The sequence below is a fragment of the Sneathiella glossodoripedis JCM 23214 genome (assembly GCF_000616095.1).
GTDB lineage: Bacteria > Pseudomonadota > Alphaproteobacteria > Sneathiellales > Sneathiellaceae > Sneathiella > Sneathiella glossodoripedis.
The window spans coordinates 1-20,338 of record NZ_BAMS01000004.1; the positions used below are offsets into that span (position 1 = coordinate 1).

The following is a 20,338-nucleotide window of genomic DNA, read 5'->3' on the forward strand; positions in this document are numbered from 1 at the left end:
TTTATCGCAACAATATCAATTGTTTACACGAAAAGCCCTGAACTCATCGTTCGGGGCTTGCGTCGTTCTGGAAGCAGTATGGAAGCATTTGTGAGCCGTTATCCGATGGTATGCACTTCCGGAAAACCGCTGCAGGCATCCTCATATGGCGTTCGATACGTCGATGGGGTGAAATAAGTACTTCAAAAAAAAGACATTGTACATGTCAAAATGACAAGTATAATGTCAAAATGAAAACTGAAAAACTTCACCGACTGATATGGATGTCCCGGCCTTTAATGCAAGCCGCTGAAGCCTGTGTTGAAGCTGGTCTGAAAGGAACAGGGCTTACGGTGCGAATGCGGGCCGTTCTGGAAATACTGCACAGATATGGAGAGCAGACCGTTCCAGACATTGCTGCTCGGCTCGAGATCAAAAGGCAATACGTCCAAATTATGTGCAATGAAACTTTGGCTTCTGGCTTTGTTGAACAACGTGCAAACCCCCGCCATAAACGTTCGCCTATACTCGCGTTGACGGGTCGAGGCCTCGACCTGATTGAGAAGATCATTTCGAGAGAATTGAAACTTATGGAGGAAGTAGGAGAAAATTTAAGTAACGAAGACATTTCAAAGGCACTGGATGTCGTTCTTGCAGTTACGGATAGCCTGAAGAAACGGGCGGGAGAGAAAATATGACATTTGCCTATATATCGGGGGGTGCTTGCCTTTTGCTTGTACTTTGGATCGGTTACGGTGTTAAGCGTATTGGATCTATAAGCCAAGGCGAAGTGATAGGTAACCGGACTAAATCCGCACTTCTGCTTATCGATCTTCAATCTGTCTTCTGGGATAATGGGGGCTACTCTGACGAAGCAAGACAATCGACTGAGAAAGTCATTCTCAAGGAGGTTGAAACTGCGCGGGCTCAGAGCCATCAAGTTATTGCCGTTCGCCAAGAATGGTCGATCCCATCAACAAAGGCGGTCGCACGGCTCACAATGAAAGGGCAGGCGATAGAAGGTAGTGCCGGGACCGAACTTGCAGAGGCTTTCTCGTCACTCCCTGACCATGTTATTGTCAAACGTGTGCAGGATGCGTTTGAAACTGGCGAACTTGACGCACTTCTAGGACAGCTCGACGTCGGTAAACTACGCATAGTCGGGTTGGACCTTAATTACTGTGTACAAAAGTCGGCATTGGCAGCCAGAAGCCGAGGTTATGAGGTCACGGTTGTGAAGGACGGAACCCTCTCAGTCTCATCATCGGAAACCGCAGAAAAGCGGATGGCGTCACAAGGGGTAGCTATTGCTTAGGCGGACAATGCTAATTCGGTCTTGAATGTTAGCTCTAGAAATTTCAAAGTTTTGCACAACTACAGAATATTTTCTCAAGGGCAATGCCTTTTGAGGAAATAGGTATCAGATGGGGCGTGTTTATGCATGTTATACTGGATTTTGACTGCGCGAGTTTTTTAATCGAATACGCCCCTGATAACTGTTTATTATGCTATATCTAAAATCCGCTTCTGGCTTCCAGTAGCCATAATTGGCAGCTTAATAAATTACCGTTCCTTACAATATGCTTTAAATTGCTCTAAGCCGTTCTATGGATCGCCTATGTCTAATTCGCTTTGAATACGGCAAGGATTGAGGAGAGCAAGTGAAACAAATCCTCTTCCGTTCCGGGCGAGTGAATCTCAAGCTGGCAAAAATCCTGTAAGAAATCCTGCTCAATCATTTCACCTTCTGACAGAGCCATCAATGCTTTGTAGCTCGTTTCCAAAACAACGTCGGGATTATTTGCGGGCCAATAGGACACAGCCGCTGTTCCTCCTTGGGCCTTCACTTCCATTTCTTCTCCATCAATAATTAAGCTGGCCACAACATTCAGAGCACTCGTGTCAACCATCTCGGCGGCGGCCCCCAATGTCACGGCGACAGTTCTGAGGTTGCCGGGATCGACAATTTCGCTATCCGGTTGAAATTTAGCGCCAAACATTGCCAATTCAAATATCAAGCTCCGCGTACTTCGTCCGAGTGCTGTCAATTCATAGAGCGTCGTAGCGTGGGGGCCTTGTGTCTTCTGCACAAGCTCATCCTCTACCAGTTTTGTCAGCCTTTCGGTCAAGAGATTGGCAGCAATGCCCGTTAAACCGCGTTGCAAGTCTGTGAAGCGCGCAGGGCCTGCGTGCAAATCCCGTAAGATCAGCAACGTCCATCGGTCACCAATTCGGTCTAGGCCCCGAGCAATTGGGCACAGTAATTTGTAGGAACGCTGTTTAGCCATTCTAACCTCACAAAAATGTTACTTTATTTTTTAAAGTGATCACTTTAATTAATTGCAGGAAATATAAACGGAGGTTCACTTATGTCAACGTACCCGAAAATTCTTGTAACAAGCGCTGCTGGAAAAACCGGTTTACCCGTCGCTGTTAAGTTATTGGAAAAGGGCGTTCCAGTGCGTGCATTTGTGCGCCGAAACGATCATCGCGCAGAAACACTGAAGCGTGCGGGTGCAGATGTATTTGTCAGCAATCAGTATGACATTTCTGCGCTTCGGGAAGCGATGCAAGGTGTACAGCGTGCGTATCAATGTGCTCCGACTGCGCCAAACGGTTTACATTTCAACGCGGCATTCACCGTGGCGGCAGCAGAGGCAAAACTTGAGCATGTGGTCACGCTTGGCCAATGGCTGTCCAGCGCTAATCATCCGTCGTTGTTTACCCGCGAAGTCTATCTGTCAGACGCATTGGCGCGCCTAAGGCCTGCTATGACGGTGACATCCGTTGATCCCGGTTGGTTCGCAGACAATTACCTGTTGATGATCGATTTCGCAGCGCATCTTGGCTTGTTCACCATGCCACTTGGACTGGGTGACGAGAAAAAGAATGCTCCTCCCAGCAACGAGGACATCGCTCAGGTTGTTGTCGGTGCGCTTCTTGATCCGAAAACCCATGCAGGCAAACGCTACCGTCCAACCGGGCCTGAGCTGTTGTCTCCAAATGAGATAGCGGAGGCCATGGGGCGGGCCCTGGGACGCAAGGTCAAATACTTGGATATATCCGAGAAGATGATGACCAAGGCGCTTCGGGCAATCCCTCCTAACAATTATTCTGAGGCGGCCGTATCTCAACTCGCGATTTACGCCAAGGAATATCGCCGCGGCGCTTTTGCCCTGAATGCACCGACCCAAGATGTGTCGTCTGTTGGCGGGCGTGAACCGGAAGCTTTTGAAGACATTGTGCGACGCCATGTTGCAGCTCATCCAAATCTAAAACAGAGCTTTGGGCGAAGACTGTCTGCACTGGCTGGCTTCTTAAAGATTTTGGGTACACCAGCCTTGGACTTGGCAAGGGTTGAGCGCAAGCGCGACTACGTGGAAATCAAACAGCCCCGTTTTTGCCAAGAATCCAAGGAATGGACTCAGACGCACACCCCACAACCCAGAATACTGAAAAATCTAGAATCCGCCTGAACGCGACACATAAATCCGCACTCACTAAAATAGGAGATACGCATGTCACACATTGACGCTTTAAAGACCCGCAACCAGAATTTCGCTGCGAGTTTCACCCAAAGAGATCTGGTTCCGTTACCAAAATTGGGCATGATTATTGTCGCCTGCATTGATGCGCGCGTTGACCCAACTACCATTTTTGACCTCGAACTTGGCGAGGCCGTTATCATGCGCAACAATGGTGGGCGTGTCACAGCTGCCCTCATCGAAGAAATCACAGCGCTAAGTTTTCTTGTTGGCCGCATCACAGGCCAAGACGCTCCCGGATTTCATATCATGCTGATGCAACACACTAAATGTGGCGCACAGCAATTCGCCGCTCCAGATTTTCAGGCCGATATCAAAGCGCGCACTGGTATTGACGTTACTCCGTCCGCAATTACTTATCCAGAACAGGATCTGTTGACTGACATTGCTCGCCTGCGCGATGAGCCAAATTTGCATGGAGGATTGACAGTCTCGGCGATGCTCTATGATGTTGAAACCGGACTGGCCCATGAAATCGCGTCAACCCAGTCGCTTGAGGTGCTGCGCAAAAAGGCGGCTGACCTCTGAGTGACAAAGTTTCGTCCAGGCAATGCTAATTCGGTCGTGAATGTTAGCTCTAGAAATTTCAAAGTTTTGCAAAACTACAGAATATTTTCTCAAGGGCAATGCCTTTTGAGGATATAGGTATCAGGTGGGGTATTTTTACTGGGTGTGGGCTCTGTGAAACTGACACCACAAGGAAAGGTCCTTAAGACCTTTCCGAGGTTCCAAGACACAGCGAAGCAGCAGAATGAAGTCGATCACTTTGATTTTGTAGTGGGAGCTAAATTTCAGCCCGCTTGGAGCGCAGCAGCAACTTCGTCGCGCGACCAAGGTTGTTCTGGAAAATATTCAAGAAATCCCTGACATTTTTTAGCGATAACCTCCCCATATTCTGAGGAAACCAGGCTGAGAGCCATGTCTACTCCTGCGGAGATACCAGCGGAGGACCATAGGTTTCCGTCCTGATTAAAACGTTTATCTTTCAATAAGCGAGTTGTAGGAAATTTAGACGTGAAAAGTTCGTGTAATAGCCAATGGGTTACGATGGACTTATTATTCGCTAAGCCTGCTCCTGCAACGAGGAATGCACCAGTGCAAACGCTGGCGATAATTCGACTTTGCGCTCCCAACTTTTCAACTCCTTTAATGAGGTCTGTATCATCTGCAAATTGGCGGGCATCTCCACCAGGCACTAACAGAAGGTCAAAATGGTGTTCCTCTGTGAAACTTGCATCTGCCTCCACAACTGTCGAGGATAGATGATCCTTAACAGCACGCCCATCTTTCGATATACGTTGAACATTAAATTGTTTATTGGATAGCATTCCTGCCCACCCAAGGACACCAAGCGGACCTTCAAAGTCCAATCGTTCAATTCCATTAAAAATCACAATGCCGACTGAACTAATTGTTGCCATGATATTAGAAACCTTAAATGGAGTGTATGGAAGGATGCCGATTGCTGAGTTTGAATTTCTACAGATTTATCCAAAGTTATACTCTTGAAAATTGAATATAAGTAGATATTAATTTAGTTGTGTGGGAGTATTATTGGAAGTTTAATACACCAATAGTGTGATTTTATAAGCTAACGCTGCCTAGGTGGAAAATTTTGATTGTGAATGCCAATTGTTCGATAGGGTGTCATTTAGCCGGGGAGTAAATTCTTATCTTGGTAAATTGTTCCTAATCTCAATTAAGCTTACAGTCGTAAAGCCTGATAAGCTAAATCCGGGGAATTAAATTGGAAAATAGTGACAAGAAAAAATACACGTATGATCGTGCAAAGAGTACAATTTATCTGCTTGAGGACCCCACAATTAGCTTGAAAGAATTTGGATTTCGTCCGGAGCAGGGATATGTCTGGGTCCTTGGATATGGGTATAAAAAAAATAGGCCTGACAACTTTGGATCGGGATGGGACGGAATATTATCCTGAAACGGCTAGCGATGGAAGGAAGATCCGGATTATCGCTGATATTGGAGTTTATGTAGACAATGGATCGCTTCGCCCACCTCACGCTTGGGAGTATCGGTTTAGAAGTCAGAAAGAGTTGGATGACGTTTTAAGCGTTATTAAAAAAGTTTTTTCCATTTTGCCAGGTGATGGGAAATTTGAACGGGGTACAGGTGATAGTTTGCTTCGTTTTTCGGATGGGATGCTGGAGAGGATCAAGAATGGGGAGTATCTCAAATGAGTCAATCAAAACCAGCTACAGGCACGTATGTGCCCCTGTCAATCTGGGCGGGTTGCTTGCAATTGTATGATGCACCTACACTGCCCAGACAACTTCATTGACGCCGATGAATTTTTTCATACGTTCCAATTCAGATGTTAGTTTCTGGTAACGGTTAGAGTTCCATTGGCACCCTTTTTCTGGCCAAAAGTTGATTACCTTTAAAAATGAGTTTTTACGATCTGCTTTTACTTCAATCCTACCAACAAACCGGTGGCCTTCGAGGATTGGATAGACATAGTAACCCCAAATACGTTTGGCAGCGGGCACGAACATTTCCACCCGGTACTCAAAACCAAACAAACGTGATAAGCGATCTCGATCGCGAATAACCGGGTCAAAAGGATTGAGAATGCGAAGTCGGCTCGTAGCAGACTTTAATCCACTTATTCTTTCTTCTATGTCCGCTAATGCAAATGCTGTCATTTTGCTTTTTTGCGCAGTTTCGAATTCAACAGATTTAAGTGCCGTTGCTGAACGAGCGAGCCAGTCGCGCACTTCTGCGGCGCTCAATGCATCCCAATATCTTTGAATTTCCCCGACGGTACCAAAACCCATTCTGTCCAAGGCGGTACGACATAACCAGTCAATCTGCTCTTCATCAGTGATTTTGGTGCGGTGCAATTCCTCGGGAAAGACACGTTCTGCGAGATCATAGAATTTGGTGAAATTCTCTCTGTGGCAAGTTGCAAGTTCACCGCTGTACCACAGATAGTCCAGTGCGAGTTTATGCGGTGGGCGTGACCACATCTTCTTTTGCCCAACAACTTTTGTATCAAAAGCTTGTGTCGATAATGGTCCCTCCTCGCGAATGCGCTCTAAAACGGTTTCGCGGATGGATTTATGAAGAGGGCTTTTTGACCATCCCAGGCGATCCAAATGCTCCTTTTTTCGTCGAAACTGGCGACGCCACATCGGGAGATAATCCATAGGAATTACCGATGCGTCATGGGTGAAATGCTCGAAAATAGACCGGTCTTGTCCAAGCAGTTGATCAAGCATGGGTTCACGGTAGTGCTGATTGCGACTCCAAAGAATATGGTGATGTGCTCGTGAAACGACTTGTATCGTATCAAGCTGTACGAAACCAAGTTTCTTTATCATCCCCAGCACATCCAGTGGACCTGTTGGAGCTTCCCCTAGCCCTTGTGATGAAAGCCATAGCTGGCGTGCTTGTTTATTTGAAATGGATATTTGTTTCACGTTGCCCCGCCTGTCTTAATTCGATGCGTTCGACACTGTTTTTGCTTCTTTTGGATCGTATAGGCCACCTTGCAGGTTCGTGTGTCCCCATGACATGATTTGCAGCAATACCGGTTCGAGCTCTCGACCCCGTTCAGTGAGGTGATAGCGATAGCGAACGGGTCTTTGCTGGTAGGCTTGCCGTTCAATGATGCCCCATTTCATGAGCCTTTTCAGGCGCTGAGATAACAGGTTAGGGGGCAGGTTTTCTTCGCTGTTCTGGAGTTGTTGAAAGGTATGTTTATCGTGCCACATAAGGTCCCGCACGATCAGCAGTGTCCATTTATCTCCTAAAATTTCAAGGCTCCGTGCGATCGAGCAGCGGGATCTGAATGTATGATCTGCCATTGGTGACTACCTTTTTTCATGTGTTTTCAGACTATAGATCAGTCACTATAAAAATGGAAGTTTGACATGCTTTGCCTAATGACTTAATGAGTTACTTAATTTTCGGAAGTGACTATTTGATTTTTTTGAAAGTATTCATTCATGCAGGCGATTGGTAATACACCCCTCATTAAATTGACCCAACTGGCAGGACCGGATGATGCGGACATTTATGTCAAATGGGAAGGAGCTAACCCTACTGGCAGCATGAAGGACCGGATGGCGTTATCGATGATTGAAGGCGCTGAGAGGAGAGGGGAGCTCAAAACCGGCGGCCGTGTGGTTGAATATACAGGCGGTAGTACTGGAAGTTCCCTCGCGATGGTTTGCGCAACAAGAGGATATAAAGCTTACTTCGTGTCTTCTAACGGATTTGCGGAGGAGAAGTTACAGACCATGCGTGCTTTTGGGGCAGAAGTGGAGCTCATACATGCTGTGGATGGCGTACTGAACGCAGATGTGATCAATCGCATGATTGCGCGAACCAAAGAGCTTACGGGGGATACAGGTACCTTTTGGCCTGATCAGGTTAATAATCTGGATAACAAGCTTGGATACCATGCCATGGCTCAAGAGATTTTAGATCAGGTAGGACGCCCTGTTGCTGCGTTTGTCATGGCGGCAGGCGGGGGAGGCTGTATTTCTGGAAATGCGGAAATCCTTAAGGAATATAATCGTGATACAGAGATTGTCGCGGTAGAGCCGTATTTTGTTCGCAATGTATCCGGCGGGGATACAAGTGGAACTCATAAACTGGAGGGGATCGGTCTTTCCTTTGTTCCCAGAATTTTACGGCGCGATCTGATTGATGAAATTACCCCTGTCAAGGATGAGGATGCTTATTGGGGCGCTCGCGCGTTAGCTCGTAAAGAGGGGGTGTTGAGCGGTATAACGTCGGGCGCAAATATCTGGGCGGCATTGAAAAAGGCGAAAGAACTGGGGCGAGGCAAGTGCGTCGTTACTGTGGCTATTGATACAGGGCTTCGATATTTAAACGCAGATTTATATAGGTGAAAGTTTAAGGTCACTCGATCTGAAAGACATGCTCTTAAATACTGGCGGTATATAATCTCACATTTATTCCCCCATGAGAGAACGTCGTGACAGTCGGATCAAACGTCAAGCCCGTTGCCTTCGCCAGTTTGTGAGAGTTGGTGACCAGAGCGAACCTCCAGCCTTTAAAGTTGGACTGAATTTGTCTGCCTAATGTCTGATATAATGGTAAAAGCTGTTTTTCTTCACCGATACGAATACCGTAGGGAGGATTGACAATCACCAGACCTGTTTCCGGCTCGTCTTCTGGACATATTAACTCACTGATTGTTTGTTGGCTGAAATGGGTGAGGTCTGCAACGCCTGCGCGCTTTGCATTTGCGTTTGCGATTTTGATCGCGCCTGCGTCTCGGTCGAAGCCATAAAATTGGGGGCGGGTCTCTTTTTCAAAAATAGAGGATTTTAATGTTTCCCACTCGGTGGCATCGAAGCTTTTTAACTGTTCGAAAGCGAAACGCCGATTGCGTCCAGCTTTAAGCCCTTTCGCAATTTCTGCGGCTTCAAGCACAAATGTGCCGGACCCACACATGGGATCAACCACAGGTTCCTTGCCCTTATAGCTACTTTTTCGAAGCAAAAGCGCGGCCATTGTCTCTCGCATTGGAGCCCGGTTCAGGGCCTCCTTATGATTGCGGATATGTAGACCTTCGCCAGAACTATCCACACTAATTGTGCACAGGTTTTCAAAAATACGAACTTTGATTGTCAGTTCAGCATCCTTTGATACGGGCGCGTTCAATTCTTCAGTGATTGCCCGTTCGATCCGCTCTCTTGCAGCTTTCTGATGATAGATTTTTGATTTCTTGCAACTAACGTCGACGCGCAGAGGAATGTCCTCATGGAAAAAATCTGACCAAGGAAATTTCCGGGCCTTTTTATCGAGTTCCGCCAAATGATTGACATGAAAGTCGCCAAGGCGAACCAGTATTCGGCTTGCTCCGCGCATTTCGAGATTTGCTCGCCAGATATCCTGCCAGCTTCCCTCAATCGTCACGCCGCCTTTGATTTGATGCGGCTTTTTAAACCCCAGTTCAATGGCTTCAGCCCTGAGAGGTTGTTCAAGGCCCGGTGGGGTCACAAGAAGAATTTCGAATTTTTGCGCGTTGTTCATGCCCCCTTACTACTCGTAAAGCTTTGGCGGGTCGATGGCAAATTAAAGAGGTAGAAGTTTTTTTGAACCTTACCGATAGGGTTGCCGACCAAAGAGTATCGTAACTCAATAAAGGAACTCGTTATGAAAAAATCACTCGTCTCTGCGGTTATGTCTTTCGCTACCCTTTCAATTGTTGCTTCGGCGGCACTGGCGGCAAACCCAAATGGCCCAAAACCAAAATGTCCGTTCGGGCAACTTCCGGTGCTCGAAAATGGTAGTTATCATTGTGAAGATGCCAAGCTGAAAGCCAACTCAAAACCATCTCGCAGGCAGCCTCTTCTGCCCAACTGAAAAAAGCAAAATTATTATTGCCTGATTATACGATCATGAGTGCGAAGCGTAAAATAGGGACGACCGCCACGTTTCATGTGAAGGTTCGAAATGCAGGCGCGGCAAATGCACCACAGGGCGTGCTATTTGGACAGCACTATTTACAGAACAATCAATCCTGGGGTGCAGATGCGATTATTCCGCCGCTTGCGGCAGGGCAGGCAAAAATCGTGACAATCACCATCCCGCCTGAAAATTATTCCCCTGGTGACCGCATGGTATTCACTGCCGACTATTTTAAGGCTCTGGTGGAGTCCAACGAGAATAACAACAAATATGCAATGAATTATAAGTGAGCCTCCACGTCACTGTTGCAGGTTCCCATCAAGAAGAGGGAGCCTGCAATAATTCCTTTTAGGCTGTGTATTTGTGGAGAACTTCTTCCAGCATATCCCAGTCGATTGGCTTGTTCAAAAAAGCGTCAAGGCCTGCCTGATGGTATCTTTCATTATGGGCTGCCTGTATATCCGCGGTGAGAGCAACTATAGGAGTGTTGCTATTGGTCCCGTTCTGGCTGCGGATGGCAATAGCTGCATCACATCCATCCATCTCTGGCATTTGCATGTCCATTAAGATGATATCGAACCGATCTCCAGAGCTTGCTCTGTTGACGGCTTCTTTTCCATTGACCACTTCTTCGACTGTGTGACCCCATTTTTTAAGGACTGTAGATACGATCACCCGGTTGATATCTACATCTTCAGCCAGCAGGATGTTCAGGCCTTCACCCTTATCAGTGAGCCGGCGGTTCAACAGATTTAGTGCTTTTTCTGTTTCGTCCACCAGTGCGGTCGGATCACCACGTTTTAATCGAAGGGTGAACGAAAAAATTGATCCCTTATTCAGCTCACTCTCGACCGATATGAGGCCGCCCATTGCTGAAACAAGCTTTTTACTAATTGAGAGGCCAAGACCTGTGCCGCCAAATTTTCGAGTTGTCGAACTATCAGCCTGTGTAAAGGGTTCAAACAAGGAATGGATTTGCTCATCACTAATGCCGATGCCTGTGTCTTTGACCGTAAAACAGACATCAACATAGTTATCAAAGCTCGACTCAGGCTTGATTGAAATGTGAACAGATCCCTTTTCTGTAAATTTCACAGCATTTGAAGCCAGATTGAGCAGAATTTGCCGAATTCTTGTGACGTCTCCTTTGAGGATATTATCTTCCGCAGGAACCTCGATTTCAGATGCCAGTGTAATTGATTTGGACGATGCAACAGGTTCCAAAAAGTCGACTACGGATTTACCTAACCGCATCAAATCAAAGTCCGTCTCCTCCAACTCCAACTTACCAGCTTCAAACTTGGAGAAGTCCAGTATGTCATTGAGCAGCTCTAGCAAATTGTTCGCGGAACTTTTGATCTGTTTCAAATGAGAGAGTTGTTCTGGTGTGGGGTTAGAAGCAAGCAGTATATCTGTAAGTCCCATTACGCCTGTCATAGGCGTGCGCAGTTCATGACTGATAATGGCCAAAAACTCGCTTTTTGCGCGCGTGGCGTTTTCGGCTTTCACTTTTTCATCAAGATATTCTCTTGCCAGTTCCCTAAGCTCAAGCGCCTGCACTTCTAGCAAATTCTTTTTTTCTCGAAGTTCGGCTTCTGTGGCTTTGATGTCGGTGACATCCGTTCGAATGCCGACAGTTAAGCCAGAAGGGGTTTTGCGTTCTGTAATCCTTAGCCAGCGATTATCAGACGTGTGCTGGACCAGTGCGTGATCATCAGGCTCCTGATGGGCCAATAGCCTTTTTTTCAGCCAGTCTCTTTTTTCCTCAATACTTTCTCCAGCCTGAGGGTACTGACCATTATCCAAACCATATTGAATAATATCTCGGAAAGGAGTGCCAATTTTTAGCGCAGCGGCAGAGGCTGCGTAGATTTTGGCGTAAGCTTCATTGAACAGATATAACCGATCATCGGCATCATATAAGGCAAACCCATCCGGTATTGTATTAATGGCTTCGCGGAGGATTTCTTCAGCCAGGTTTCGCTCATACTGCAGTTGCCGTTTTTCGGTTACATCCCGCAGGGTGACAATAATTTGCCGCGCTTCGTCTTCACCAGCAAAACCCATACTGATTTCTGCATCGAAAATATCTCCCTGACCGTTTCTGACTTTTGCTTCAAGCCCTTCGATGGATTGTTGAGTTTCCAATTCTGAACGCAGGTGTTCCCAGTTAGTATAGATCTGATCATTATTTCTCTGTGGGAGTAGCGCTTCGAAAGAACGTCCGATCAGACCTCCGTTTGTGAAGGCCAGAAGATCTTTTGCTTTGCGGTTTGCTTCTTCAACATTGCCGTTATTGTTTAAAAAAAGCATTGCGTCAGGTGCGTTCTCCAGAAGGCCAAGGTAGCGGGCCTGCCCTGCTTTGAATGCGTTTGAGAGTTGTCGCCTGTTGACTTCGTAGTAACCGCCATAGGCCGCAGCAAGAGATAAAGTAAGGACAATTCCGTATATGAGCAAATGCAGCCGTTCTTTCTCATCGGCAACCCTGCTTCCCCATTTCTGCTTGGGAACGACGGCCATTTGCCACGCCCCACCACGGTGGTAAAGGTTTGAAATTATAGGGTTTTGGTCATCTAGAAATAACGTTAAGTCACCCCAAAAGGTATCCTCTGGCGAACCGGAGACGTCTAACTTGCGAAAAGCAACTTCAAGATTGCTGTTCTGAACAGGTGTGAGTAAGGCATCCACGTTGATGACTACGCTAACAAGGCCAAGAAATTCACCAGGTATCCCGTTTGATTTTTTGAACACGGGCGTTCTTTGAATTAACCCTATTCCCCCCTGTATTAACTCTAATGGACCCGCAATCACAGGTTTACGTGTTCGGATCGCCTGATCTATCGCAGGCCATTGGGCTTTGATGTTCTTATAGTCAAGCCCAAGAATGCTTTCATTTCCCTGAAGCGGGAATACAAACTTTAAAACTGTCCCTTCGGTGATTGCCAGGTTCCTGACAAAATCCAGCTCAGATGTCAGCTCTTTTGCCAGTAGGTTAAATTCTGCCAGTGACAGGTTCCCCTTAATGGCGTAGGGGCCTTCTATTCCTCTCGTCAGGGATAGTGCTAAATTGAGGTCGCTCTCAATTTCACGCTGTAATTGCAATGCCTCGTCTTGAACTTCACGTCTTTCTTCTTCAAGTAAACTTGTAGTAAGTCTGAGGTCGATATAGTAGGCAATGGGGAAAAAAATAGCAAAGCTCGCCGCGACACCAAGTATCATACCGATAAATGGGGAAAGACGAGATTTGCTCATAAAATTCACCTGCGGAACTTTCACATTAAACTATAATTGGTCGAAAATTATAGTACTGCTAATGTTAATGTTTTCTGAAAGGTGAAGAATTGTTACGCAGCTTTTTGAACGGGTTTTGATTTTCCTTTTTCGTTAGCCTCTACAAGTTCCTTGTGAAGAGCTCTAATAGCAGTTTCATAATTTTTCTCAGCGATCACGAATTGCAGGTCCACGTTGCGGCTGGGTTTTTGTGTCGCAAGAATGCGAATATCTGCATTTGCAAGTGCAGCGATGGCTTTTTCAAAAAACTGACCGTTCTCCAGATTTGAACCTATGGCAGAAACAACTGCTACTTTCCGTGAACGGATTTCAGCGGATGGCAGGTTTTCCTGTATTTCATTTATACATCTTTTAATCTGCTTTAGCGGCGCTGACACATAGTGTGTCATTGTGTTTGCGTTGATATATCTGGCGAGGGTCCATAGTTTGTATCGTGCAAATGCTTCGTGCACCGGTTTGGAGGCCCCGGGGGTGCCAACCATATCCTGATTGAAAATCTCGATTTCATAAACACTAGGAAGCCCGGTAATGATTTCTACACGAGGCATCCTGGACTTGCCATCATCTGAAATTATTGTCCCATCATGATTTGGCTCGAAACAGTTCATGATCCGCAATGGAATGTTTTGTTGGCGCAACCCTTTTGCGGCTTTTGGATGAATTGCCTCCATACCCATATTTGCGAGCTGGTCCGCCACATCATAGTTGGTCTTGCCAATAGGTTTGATGTTTTCCTCAGGTACAATTTTTGGGTCTGCACTGCTTAAGTGGAATTCCTTGTGAATGATGGCTTCTTTCGATCCTGTTAAGCAGGCAATCCGTGAGAAGGTGACTTCACTGTATCCACGCCCATAGATACCTGTCAGACCTTCTTCACATTGCGCGTATCCTGTAACAATCGGCAATTGTTCCGTCAGATCGATCCCCGAGAAGGCTTGTTCAATGCGTTGATCCAGAGTTAAAGAGCTATTCTCCCTCCAGCCTGACAAATCAACAAATACAGCATTCACGCCCCTTCTTTTCAGGAGAAGCATTGTGTTAAAAGCGCTATGGGCTTCGCCTAGACTGCTAAGCATTTCGCGGACCGTTGCCAAATGTTCAGGGAGTTGAAAGTGCCCGAAAGAGCAAAGTCGATGGAGATCGATCAGGCAACTTCGAACCCCTTCAATTCTCTCCTCCACAAATCGATTGGCTAAGTCCAGGTCTGCGTTATCTTTGAGGCACTCACGGTTCTTTTCATGCATTGCACCGCTAACCCGGCTTAGGGCGTCCCCCCACGCCCATTCGTTGTCAGAATTCGCATACAGAGAGAACACACCGGGGTCAGTCGTCTTCTTGTGTTCAAGCAACAAATCCGTCATCCCACTATATGCAGAGACAACGAAAATTCTGTTGTAAAGCGCATCCCCTTCGCGGTCTCCAACCAGAATATTCTCAAACACGGTTTCCACTGCGTCCATGGAGGTGCCGCCAATCTTATGCACCGTATGAGTTGGATGTTGCTTCTTGTTATCTTGGTTTTGAGGCTTTAGAGACATTTATGTCCTCTTTTGGAGAAAATCTGTGAAAGTAAAACGTGATTCAAGATCAGGCGTTCTCTGTCATGTCTTCCATGGCCGGGTATGCGCCTGTTTCGTCATGTACTTCGCGGCCTGTCACAGGCGGATTGAAGACACAGGCTAATTTTAGCTCGGTGCGCGCACGTAAAATGTGCTTGTCATGCTTGTCGAGGGCGTAAATTGTACCGGGTGCAATTTGATACACTTTTCCGTCTGAGAGAGTTTCGATTTCACCTTCGCCTGTTATGCAATAAACAGATTCCAAGTGATTGCGATACCACATTTCAGTGGTCGTTCCGGCATAGATGGTAGTGATATGGAATGAAAATCCCATGCCATCATCTTTTAGCAATAAGCGGGTGCTTTCCCAAGTTTCGGAAGTAACGCGACGCTCCGATTTTTCGGCAGCCTGTAGGGTACGGACAATCATTTTAATCCTCTTTGTCGTTTGAAGTTTGGTTGAACGGATATTTAAAAAGTTATTCAGCCGCTTTTATATTCGGCGCTGGAATTTCGCGGGCGACTGCATCTTCCAGAATATCCAGTCCCTTGATTAGAAGTTCTGATGGTATATTCAGGGGAGCCAAGCATTTTACAACTTCATCATCGGCACCACTGGTTTCAATTATCAAGCCGTTTTCAAAGCAGGTTTTGCAGATGCGACCCGCAACCTCACCGTTTTCAACAGCAATCCCCTGCATCATACCCCGGCCGCGGCCTGTCACACTTCCGTTTCCGTACTTGAGTGTCATTTCCAGTAGGCGATGATGGAGTATTTTGGCGTTTTCATTCACGCCTACAAGAAACTCATCGTCTTTCCAAAATTCTTTCAGTGCTGCAGCGGCTGTAACAAAGGCATGGTTGTTTCCGCGGAATGTGCCGTTATGCTCACCCGGCTCCCACTGGTCCAAATCAGGACGGATAAGTGTGACCGCAAAAGGAAGGCCATAGCCTGAAAGTGACTTAGACAGAGTAATGATGTCTGGTTTGATGCCTGCGTCTTCGAAACTGAAGAAGGTGCCGCTTCTGCCGCAACCAGCTTGTATGTCATCAACAATCAGCAACAAGTCATATTTGCGACACACTGCTTCGAGATTTTGTAACCATTCGATACGGGCAGCATTCAATCCACCTTCTCCCTGAATGGTCTCAACTATGACGGCTGCGGGATGGTCGATGCCACTACTGCCATCACTTAGTAATTTGTCCAAATATTCAGTGGTGTCATAATCTTCACCCAGATAGCCATCGAAGGGTACACGGGTTGTGCCGCCGAGTGTCACTCCTGATGCTCCGCGATGATGTGTATTGCCGGTAACGGCAAGGGCGCCCAATGTGACACCATGGAAGCCATTGGTAAATGAGGCGACATTTGTGCGTCCCGTAGTTTTCCTAGCCAATTTAAGGGCTGCCTCAACAGCATTTGCACCGGTTGGCCCTGTGAACTGCACCATATATTCCATACTTCTGGGTTTTAAGATGAATTCATTGAAATGATGCAGAAAATCTTTTTTCGCGCTGGTATGCATATCAAGACCATGGGTAATACCATTTGACTTGATATAGTCGACCAGAGCTTCCTGGAGTACTGGATGATTATGGCCGTAATTTAAACTACCGGCACCGGCAAGGAAATCGATATAGGCTGTCTCGTCCCGGGTGATCAGATAAGAGCCCTCCGCACGGGCGAATTCGACTGGAAATGACCGAGCGTAGCTTTGGACTTCAGATTCAAGTGTATCAAAAATAGTCATGATAATTCCGTGTTTATGATGGGTGCTGGAGCCGTAATCAGGCTGCGGCTTTGAGAATTTCTTCAGCTTTGTTATCGAAGGGGCCGATAACCCAAAGGTGTTCGCTTTCATGCTCGTCCTTCAGATGTTGTTTGCGATCAAAGATCATGAAGGATTGAGCTTCAGTGTTGAGTGCTTCGGCAACTGAGCTGAACAACGCCTGAGATGCTGAATTGCTGGGAGTAACTGTGGTGTGTAATTCTTCGACCTGCTCACAATCGGGACGCGCCAAAATATCAAGTATCATTTTTTTTGCGAGACCGTGACCACGCGCGGCTTTGTCGACAGCTACTTGCCAGACGAAAAGGCGCGAAGGGTCCTCAGGAAGCTTGTAGCCAGATACAAAACCGAATACTTCTCCGTCCTTTTTTGCGATTGCGGAAGTTTTTGAAAAATGGGTGCATTGCAAAAGATTGCAATAGACTGAGTTTTCGTCCAACGGATCACATCGCGCAATGAGATCGTTTACATCTGATCCGTCTGTAGAATTTGGAATTTCAATTGAAAAGTCAGTTTTTGAATGTGGTTTTAGGTGCGTTCTTGTTGTCCGCATATTTTTAATGCCACATTTTCCTTCGTCAATCGAAGTTGTTGGGCATTTTCCCTCTTAGATTAATATCAATTCGAGCAAAACATATTGATCATCGAATTAATTTTCAAGAAGGTTATGGAGAAAAATTTTGTATTTTGGCCTATTTTTCCTGAAATAGACCAAAATCTCCACGCTTTTAAGGGATTTTGATTTTCTAAAATGTTCGAAATTAAAAATTTTTTACGTCAAAATATTTGATCAGTAAATTATATTGTCGATTAGTTTCGTAGAGGGTAAAAATGGGCTGATGAGCCACATAATCCTGAACTGGAACAGAAATGGATCGATTGGAAGAAACTCTGGTGGCGTTGCGGCAGATTATGCGGGCAACTGAACTCAATGGGCGCAAGCTGGCTCAGGAGACAGGCTTGTCCACGTCCCAACTGTTGGCGATGCAAGCCTTGAACGGTGCTGCAGACATGACGGCAGGCGCCGTCGCCAAAGAAATAAACTTGTCTCAAGCCACTGTGAGTACGCTACTGGATAAATTGGAGGCGAGAGGGCTGATTTTGCGAGAGCGTGGGCAAAGTGACAAACGAAAAGTCTTCGTCAAATTAACCGATTTGGGGCGTGAACTTGTGACCAGTGCGCCAACTGCTCTTCAGGATCGGTTCGCCAATAATTTTGCTCAGCTTGAGGCGTGGGAGCAAAGTATGATTGCTTCTGTTATGGGGCGGCTCGCATCTCTGATGGGAGCGTCAGAGCTCGACGCAGCGCCTGTATTGCATACAGGTGCTATTGATAAACTGCCTAGTGAATGAATTACCCGAGCGTCGCAGTAGATAACGCTTCGGAAGATAAAGATCATTTATTTTTCAAAACAGGTGTTCAAGCTTTCACGAACTGTGTAGAACAGGGCTTGTTTACTGTAAGGCTTGTTGTGGGCATGTGAGATACAGATATGGATACAGTTTTCCGATTTCACGCATTTAGGCGCGATATTTCAAATTTTTCTATATTGAAATATCGTGATTTTGAAGGATATCTGGTCACCGGTCAGCACTCTGGCACTCATTGGCTGAAATATATGCTCAGCTGTGCTATTGCTCATAAGCACGGGTATCCAACACCAAAGCATACAGACAACGCCAAGAGTAATGACTTTATTGGGCATCCCAAGCACAAACCGTTATACCCGGATACCCCTCGTATTGCCAGCACCCATCAAATTCCTCACAGATTATATGATAGCAGGCTGGTAAGAACTTTTGTTCAGGTTCCTCCAAGTGCCATTTTATTTCGTGATATTCGCCATGCATTAGTTTCATTTTATGAAAAATGGCATGGGAATACGCTGAATATGTCATTTAGCGAGTTTCTGCGTGGTGACAAAAATGGCCACCAACACTGGGCTGATATTTGGTGGCACATTCGGTTTTATAATCGATGGGGCCGCACGATTGAGCGTTTCCCTGAGCATAGCATTACATTGTATTACGAGGATCTGAAAGCGGACGCTCAAAATCAGATGAGCCGAATTTTTTCTCATTTTGGCATCGATATGCCACAAGATAGTCTAGCATTTGCTGTGTCGGAAAGTAGTCGAGAGAAAATGGCAGCAAAAGCAGACTCAGAAAAATTCGTTCGTTTTGATAAAAGAGATCCTTTGGAGTGGTATAGTCAGGATGATATGGATTTTTTCAAAAAAACCATATCGGAAAACTTAAAATATGCGCATGGGTACAACTATCTGGATTGATTGAGAGCACAATTAATCATGGAGTGCTTTGCTATCAGTCGGTGCCTCGCTCCGCTCATTTATTCCGTAGTCACGTAAGACATTAGCTACACGCAAACGGTAATTTTTAAAGAGGCCGGAGCGGCCCTTGGATTGCGCTTTGCGGTGAATTTCCAAGTTTCGCCATTCTTTCACGGCGGCTTCATTTTCAAAAAAGGAAAGGGAGAGCATTTTTTCCGGGTTGGTTATGCTCTGAAATCTTTCAACAGAAATAAAGCCGTCAATTTCCTCAAGGTGATCTCTCAAGGATGCGGCTATTTCAAGATAATTGTCACGCTTCCCCTCGGTTGGTTCAACTTCAAATATTACTGCAATCATTTAATCGCTCCTGCTAGATAGATATTTTTTTGAGGAAAGTTCGGTCTTCTCGTAAAATGAATTTTTCTCTTTGTGCAAATTGATAATTTTGCAGACCAAGCGGGTCTTTGGCCAATTGTTGTCTATATTGCTCGTACGCTGCAAGACTTTCTATATGATAAACTCCGTAGGCTAGCGTACTGGAACCTTCATGGGGAGCAAAATACCCCACTAAATCAGCGCCATTTCTGGGAATTGCTACGGACCAGTTCCGTGAATATTCCTCAAACAAGTCTTTCTTGGTTGGGGCAATGTGATATTTGATAAAGCAAGTCAGCATAATAATCTCCAAACTGTTTGTTGGAATATTATTCTGTTGTTTGTATTTAATGCTTCGGTTATGGTCGAACTATGAAAGAAGGGCCCGACATTGCTCTTGTGGCGTCTCTCATTGGGGATCCAGCGAGAGCTAACATGTTGTCAGCATTGCTGGCGGGAAAAGCGCTTACTGCAACGGAATTAGCGGCAGAAGCCGGAATTACTGCGCAAACTGCAAGCTCTCACCTCAAAAAACTGGAATTTGCACAATTGATTGCAGTCCGCAAACAAGGCCGCCATAAGTATTTTGTGCTAGCAGATGACGAAGTTGGGCACGCTTTGGAAGCGTTGATGGGGTTGGCAGCTCGCAGAGGGTTGCTCAGGACACGAACCGGGCCTAAAGACCCGAGCCTCAGAAAAGCACGGATTTGTTATAATCATCTCGCCGGCGATTTAGCAGTAAAGCTCTATGAGGGGTTGCTGGCTAAAAATTATTTGAGCGAAACCAGTAACGGTATAGAGCTGACTAACGCTGGACATTCAGAATTTGTTCAATTTGGCATAAACATGGAACACTGGTTCATTCAAAGCGGCCATTATGCTTGTCATGCTTGGATTGGAGTGAGAGACGTACTCATTTGGCCGGGGGTTTGGGCTCAGCTCTGCTTCAAAGATTTTATGAACTTGGTTGGGCGAAGCGAGTTGATGGCTCTCGAGCCATTCAATTCAGTAAAACAGGTGAGCAGCGTTTAAACAAGAGATTTAGTCTATAGAAAAACCCTGCCAAATTGACAGGGTTTTCCTTAGTCGGAATG

Annotated in this window: 22 protein-coding genes and 1 pseudogene; 11 read left to right on the top strand and 12 right to left on the bottom strand. The window is 46.1% G+C overall.

Going from position 1 to position 20,338, the window contains the following annotated elements; genetic code table 11:
* The first annotated feature begins 230 nt into the window (after positions 1–230).
* The gene (locus JCM23214_RS14585; RefSeq protein ID WP_025899585.1) at positions 231–677 is read left to right on the top strand and encodes a MarR family winged helix-turn-helix transcriptional regulator; all 447 of its coding nucleotides are present in this window, start codon (positions 231–233) and stop codon (positions 675–677) included.
* Positions 674–1,294, top strand: a complete 621-nt coding sequence (locus JCM23214_RS14590) for a cysteine hydrolase family protein (RefSeq protein WP_025899586.1) — start codon at positions 674–676, stop codon at positions 1,292–1,294. Before JCM23214_RS14585 ends, JCM23214_RS14590 begins: the two co-directional genes overlap by 4 nt.
* Before the next feature lie 307 nt (positions 1,295–1,601).
* Here the strand turns inward: JCM23214_RS14590 and JCM23214_RS22740 are convergent, their stop codons facing one another.
* Positions 1,602–2,267, bottom strand: a complete 666-nt coding sequence (locus JCM23214_RS22740; RefSeq protein ID WP_025899587.1) for a winged helix-turn-helix transcriptional regulator — start codon at positions 2,265–2,267, stop codon at positions 1,602–1,604.
* Positions 2,268–2,348: 81 nt separating this feature from the next.
* Between JCM23214_RS22740 and JCM23214_RS14600 the strand changes: the two genes are divergently transcribed.
* Positions 2,349–3,455, top strand: coding sequence for an NmrA family NAD(P)-binding protein (locus JCM23214_RS14600; RefSeq protein ID WP_025899588.1), 1,107 nt, complete (start codon positions 2,349–2,351; stop codon positions 3,453–3,455).
* A gap of 42 nt (positions 3,456–3,497) precedes the next feature.
* On the top strand, positions 3,498–4,052 hold the full coding sequence (locus tag JCM23214_RS22745) for a carbonic anhydrase (RefSeq protein WP_025899589.1): 555 nt from the start codon (positions 3,498–3,500) through the stop codon (positions 4,050–4,052).
* Positions 4,053–4,315: 263 nt separating this feature from the next.
* Here the strand turns inward: JCM23214_RS22745 and JCM23214_RS22750 are convergent, their stop codons facing one another.
* Positions 4,316–4,945: a DJ-1/PfpI family protein gene (locus JCM23214_RS22750; protein WP_025899590.1), complete on the bottom strand. Its 630-nt coding sequence runs from the start codon at positions 4,943–4,945 to the stop codon at positions 4,316–4,318.
* Between the two features lie 441 nt (positions 4,946–5,386).
* Here JCM23214_RS22750 and JCM23214_RS14615 point away from each other — a divergent pair, with 441 nt between their 5' ends.
* Positions 5,387–5,725: a hypothetical protein gene (locus JCM23214_RS14615; RefSeq protein WP_025899591.1), complete on the top strand. Its 339-nt coding sequence runs from the start codon at positions 5,387–5,389 to the stop codon at positions 5,723–5,725.
* 75 nt (positions 5,726–5,800) lie between these two features.
* Here the strand turns inward: JCM23214_RS14615 and JCM23214_RS14620 are convergent, their stop codons facing one another.
* Positions 5,801–6,967 (bottom strand): winged helix-turn-helix domain-containing protein, encoded by a 1,167-nt coding sequence (locus JCM23214_RS14620; protein ID WP_025899592.1) that lies wholly within the window; start codon positions 6,965–6,967, stop codon positions 5,801–5,803.
* A gap of 15 nt (positions 6,968–6,982) precedes the next feature.
* Complete coding sequence (locus JCM23214_RS21125; protein ID WP_037493710.1) at positions 6,983–7,354, bottom strand: winged helix-turn-helix transcriptional regulator; 372 nt, start codon at positions 7,352–7,354, stop codon at positions 6,983–6,985.
* Positions 7,355–7,495: 141 nt separating this feature from the next.
* Here JCM23214_RS21125 and JCM23214_RS14630 point away from each other — a divergent pair, with 141 nt between their 5' ends.
* The gene (locus tag JCM23214_RS14630; RefSeq protein ID WP_025899594.1) at positions 7,496–8,407 is read left to right on the top strand and encodes a PLP-dependent cysteine synthase family protein; all 912 of its coding nucleotides are present in this window, start codon (positions 7,496–7,498) and stop codon (positions 8,405–8,407) included.
* 34 nt (positions 8,408–8,441) lie between these two features.
* On the opposite strand, the gene JCM23214_RS14635 is transcribed toward JCM23214_RS14630, so the two are convergent.
* The gene (locus JCM23214_RS14635) at positions 8,442–9,557 is read right to left on the bottom strand and encodes a THUMP domain-containing class I SAM-dependent RNA methyltransferase (protein ID WP_025899595.1); all 1,116 of its coding nucleotides are present in this window, start codon (positions 9,555–9,557) and stop codon (positions 8,442–8,444) included.
* Between the two features lie 123 nt (positions 9,558–9,680).
* Here JCM23214_RS14635 and JCM23214_RS14640 point away from each other — a divergent pair, with 123 nt between their 5' ends.
* Complete coding sequence (locus JCM23214_RS14640; protein WP_025899596.1) at positions 9,681–9,890, top strand: thioredoxin domain-containing protein; 210 nt, start codon at positions 9,681–9,683, stop codon at positions 9,888–9,890.
* Between the two features lie 17 nt (positions 9,891–9,907).
* Positions 9,908–10,225, top strand: a complete 318-nt coding sequence (locus JCM23214_RS14645; RefSeq protein WP_148301912.1) for a CARDB domain-containing protein — start codon at positions 9,908–9,910, stop codon at positions 10,223–10,225.
* Positions 10,226–10,283: 58 nt separating this feature from the next.
* On the opposite strand, the gene JCM23214_RS22755 is transcribed toward JCM23214_RS14645, so the two are convergent.
* The 5 genes from JCM23214_RS22755 to ectA all read right to left on the bottom strand — a co-directional run bounded on the left by JCM23214_RS22755 (position 10,284) and on the right by ectA (position 17,131).
* Complete coding sequence (locus JCM23214_RS22755) at positions 10,284–13,187, bottom strand: ATP-binding protein (protein WP_025899598.1); 2,904 nt, start codon at positions 13,185–13,187, stop codon at positions 10,284–10,286.
* A 92-nt stretch (positions 13,188–13,279) separates the two neighbouring features.
* Positions 13,280–14,764, bottom strand: a complete 1,485-nt coding sequence (locus tag JCM23214_RS14655; protein WP_025899599.1) for an aspartate kinase — start codon at positions 14,762–14,764, stop codon at positions 13,280–13,282.
* Positions 14,765–14,813: 49 nt separating this feature from the next.
* Positions 14,814–15,215, bottom strand: coding sequence for an ectoine synthase (locus tag JCM23214_RS14660; protein ID WP_025899600.1), 402 nt, complete (start codon positions 15,213–15,215; stop codon positions 14,814–14,816).
* 49 nt (positions 15,216–15,264) lie between these two features.
* On the bottom strand, positions 15,265–16,539 hold the full coding sequence (gene ectB, locus JCM23214_RS14665) for a diaminobutyrate--2-oxoglutarate transaminase (RefSeq protein ID WP_025899601.1): 1,275 nt from the start codon (positions 16,537–16,539) through the stop codon (positions 15,265–15,267).
* A gap of 37 nt (positions 16,540–16,576) precedes the next feature.
* Positions 16,577–17,131 carry a diaminobutyrate acetyltransferase gene (gene ectA, locus JCM23214_RS14670; protein WP_025899602.1) on the bottom strand — a complete coding sequence of 185 codons (555 nt, stop codon included), beginning with the start codon at positions 17,129–17,131 and terminating at the stop codon, positions 16,577–16,579.
* Between the two features lie 317 nt (positions 17,132–17,448).
* Between ectA and JCM23214_RS14675 the strand changes: the two genes are divergently transcribed.
* Together JCM23214_RS14675 and JCM23214_RS14685 are read left to right on the top strand one after the other, a co-directional pair.
* Complete coding sequence (locus JCM23214_RS14675) at positions 17,449–17,931, top strand: MarR family winged helix-turn-helix transcriptional regulator (RefSeq protein ID WP_025899603.1); 483 nt, start codon at positions 17,449–17,451, stop codon at positions 17,929–17,931.
* Between the two features lie 140 nt (positions 17,932–18,071).
* A complete protein-coding gene (locus tag JCM23214_RS14685; RefSeq protein ID WP_025899604.1) occupies positions 18,072–18,869 on the top strand; it encodes a sulfotransferase domain-containing protein in 798 nt (265 codons plus the stop codon).
* 12 nt (positions 18,870–18,881) lie between these two features.
* On the opposite strand, the gene JCM23214_RS14690 is transcribed toward JCM23214_RS14685, so the two are convergent.
* Positions 18,882–19,226: an antibiotic biosynthesis monooxygenase family protein gene (locus tag JCM23214_RS14690; protein ID WP_025899605.1), complete on the bottom strand. Its 345-nt coding sequence runs from the start codon at positions 19,224–19,226 to the stop codon at positions 18,882–18,884.
* A gap of 13 nt (positions 19,227–19,239) precedes the next feature.
* On the bottom strand, positions 19,240–19,545 hold the full coding sequence (locus tag JCM23214_RS21135; RefSeq protein ID WP_037493711.1) for an NIPSNAP family protein: 306 nt from the start codon (positions 19,543–19,545) through the stop codon (positions 19,240–19,242).
* A gap of 71 nt (positions 19,546–19,616) precedes the next feature.
* On the opposite strand from JCM23214_RS21135, the pseudogene JCM23214_RS21140 reads away from it, so the two are divergent.
* Positions 19,617–20,296: pseudogene (locus JCM23214_RS21140) on the top strand (ArsR/SmtB family transcription factor).
* Positions 20,297–20,338 lie beyond the last annotated feature (42 nt).

Coding starts and splice junctions, on each gene's coding strand:
- ectA (WP_025899602.1), bottom strand. CDS start 17,131: ATGCGGACAACAAGAACGCACCTAAAACCACATTCAAAAACTGACTTT.
- JCM23214_RS14640 (WP_025899596.1), top strand. CDS start 9,681: ATGAAAAAATCACTCGTCTCTGCGGTTATGTCTTTCGCTACCCTTTCA.
- JCM23214_RS14615 (WP_025899591.1), top strand. CDS start 5,387: ATGTCTGGGTCCTTGGATATGGGTATAAAAAAAATAGGCCTGACAACT.
- JCM23214_RS22745 (WP_025899589.1), top strand. CDS start 3,498: ATGTCACACATTGACGCTTTAAAGACCCGCAACCAGAATTTCGCTGCG.
- JCM23214_RS21135 (WP_037493711.1), bottom strand. CDS start 19,545: ATGCTGACTTGCTTTATCAAATATCACATTGCCCCAACCAAGAAAGAC.
- JCM23214_RS14590 (WP_025899586.1), top strand. CDS start 674: ATGACATTTGCCTATATATCGGGGGGTGCTTGCCTTTTGCTTGTACTT.
- JCM23214_RS14585 (WP_025899585.1), top strand. CDS start 231: ATGAAAACTGAAAAACTTCACCGACTGATATGGATGTCCCGGCCTTTA.
- JCM23214_RS14600 (WP_025899588.1), top strand. CDS start 2,349: ATGTCAACGTACCCGAAAATTCTTGTAACAAGCGCTGCTGGAAAAACC.
- JCM23214_RS14630 (WP_025899594.1), top strand. CDS start 7,496: ATGCAGGCGATTGGTAATACACCCCTCATTAAATTGACCCAACTGGCA.
- JCM23214_RS14685 (WP_025899604.1), top strand. CDS start 18,072: ATGGATACAGTTTTCCGATTTCACGCATTTAGGCGCGATATTTCAAAT.
- JCM23214_RS14635 (WP_025899595.1), bottom strand. CDS start 9,557: ATGAACAACGCGCAAAAATTCGAAATTCTTCTTGTGACCCCACCGGGC.
- JCM23214_RS14690 (WP_025899605.1), bottom strand. CDS start 19,226: ATGATTGCAGTAATATTTGAAGTTGAACCAACCGAGGGGAAGCGTGAC.
- ectB (WP_025899601.1), bottom strand. CDS start 16,539: ATGACTATTTTTGATACACTTGAATCTGAAGTCCAAAGCTACGCTCGG.
- JCM23214_RS14660 (WP_025899600.1), bottom strand. CDS start 15,215: ATGATTGTCCGTACCCTACAGGCTGCCGAAAAATCGGAGCGTCGCGTT.
- JCM23214_RS14675 (WP_025899603.1), top strand. CDS start 17,449: ATGGATCGATTGGAAGAAACTCTGGTGGCGTTGCGGCAGATTATGCGG.
- JCM23214_RS22755 (WP_025899598.1), bottom strand. CDS start 13,187: ATGAGCAAATCTCGTCTTTCCCCATTTATCGGTATGATACTTGGTGTC.
- JCM23214_RS22750 (WP_025899590.1), bottom strand. CDS start 4,945: ATGGCAACAATTAGTTCAGTCGGCATTGTGATTTTTAATGGAATTGAA.
- JCM23214_RS21125 (WP_037493710.1), bottom strand. CDS start 7,354: ATGGCAGATCATACATTCAGATCCCGCTGCTCGATCGCACGGAGCCTT.
- JCM23214_RS14655 (WP_025899599.1), bottom strand. CDS start 14,764: ATGTCTCTAAAGCCTCAAAACCAAGATAACAAGAAGCAACATCCAACT.
- JCM23214_RS22740 (WP_025899587.1), bottom strand. CDS start 2,267: ATGGCTAAACAGCGTTCCTACAAATTACTGTGCCCAATTGCTCGGGGC.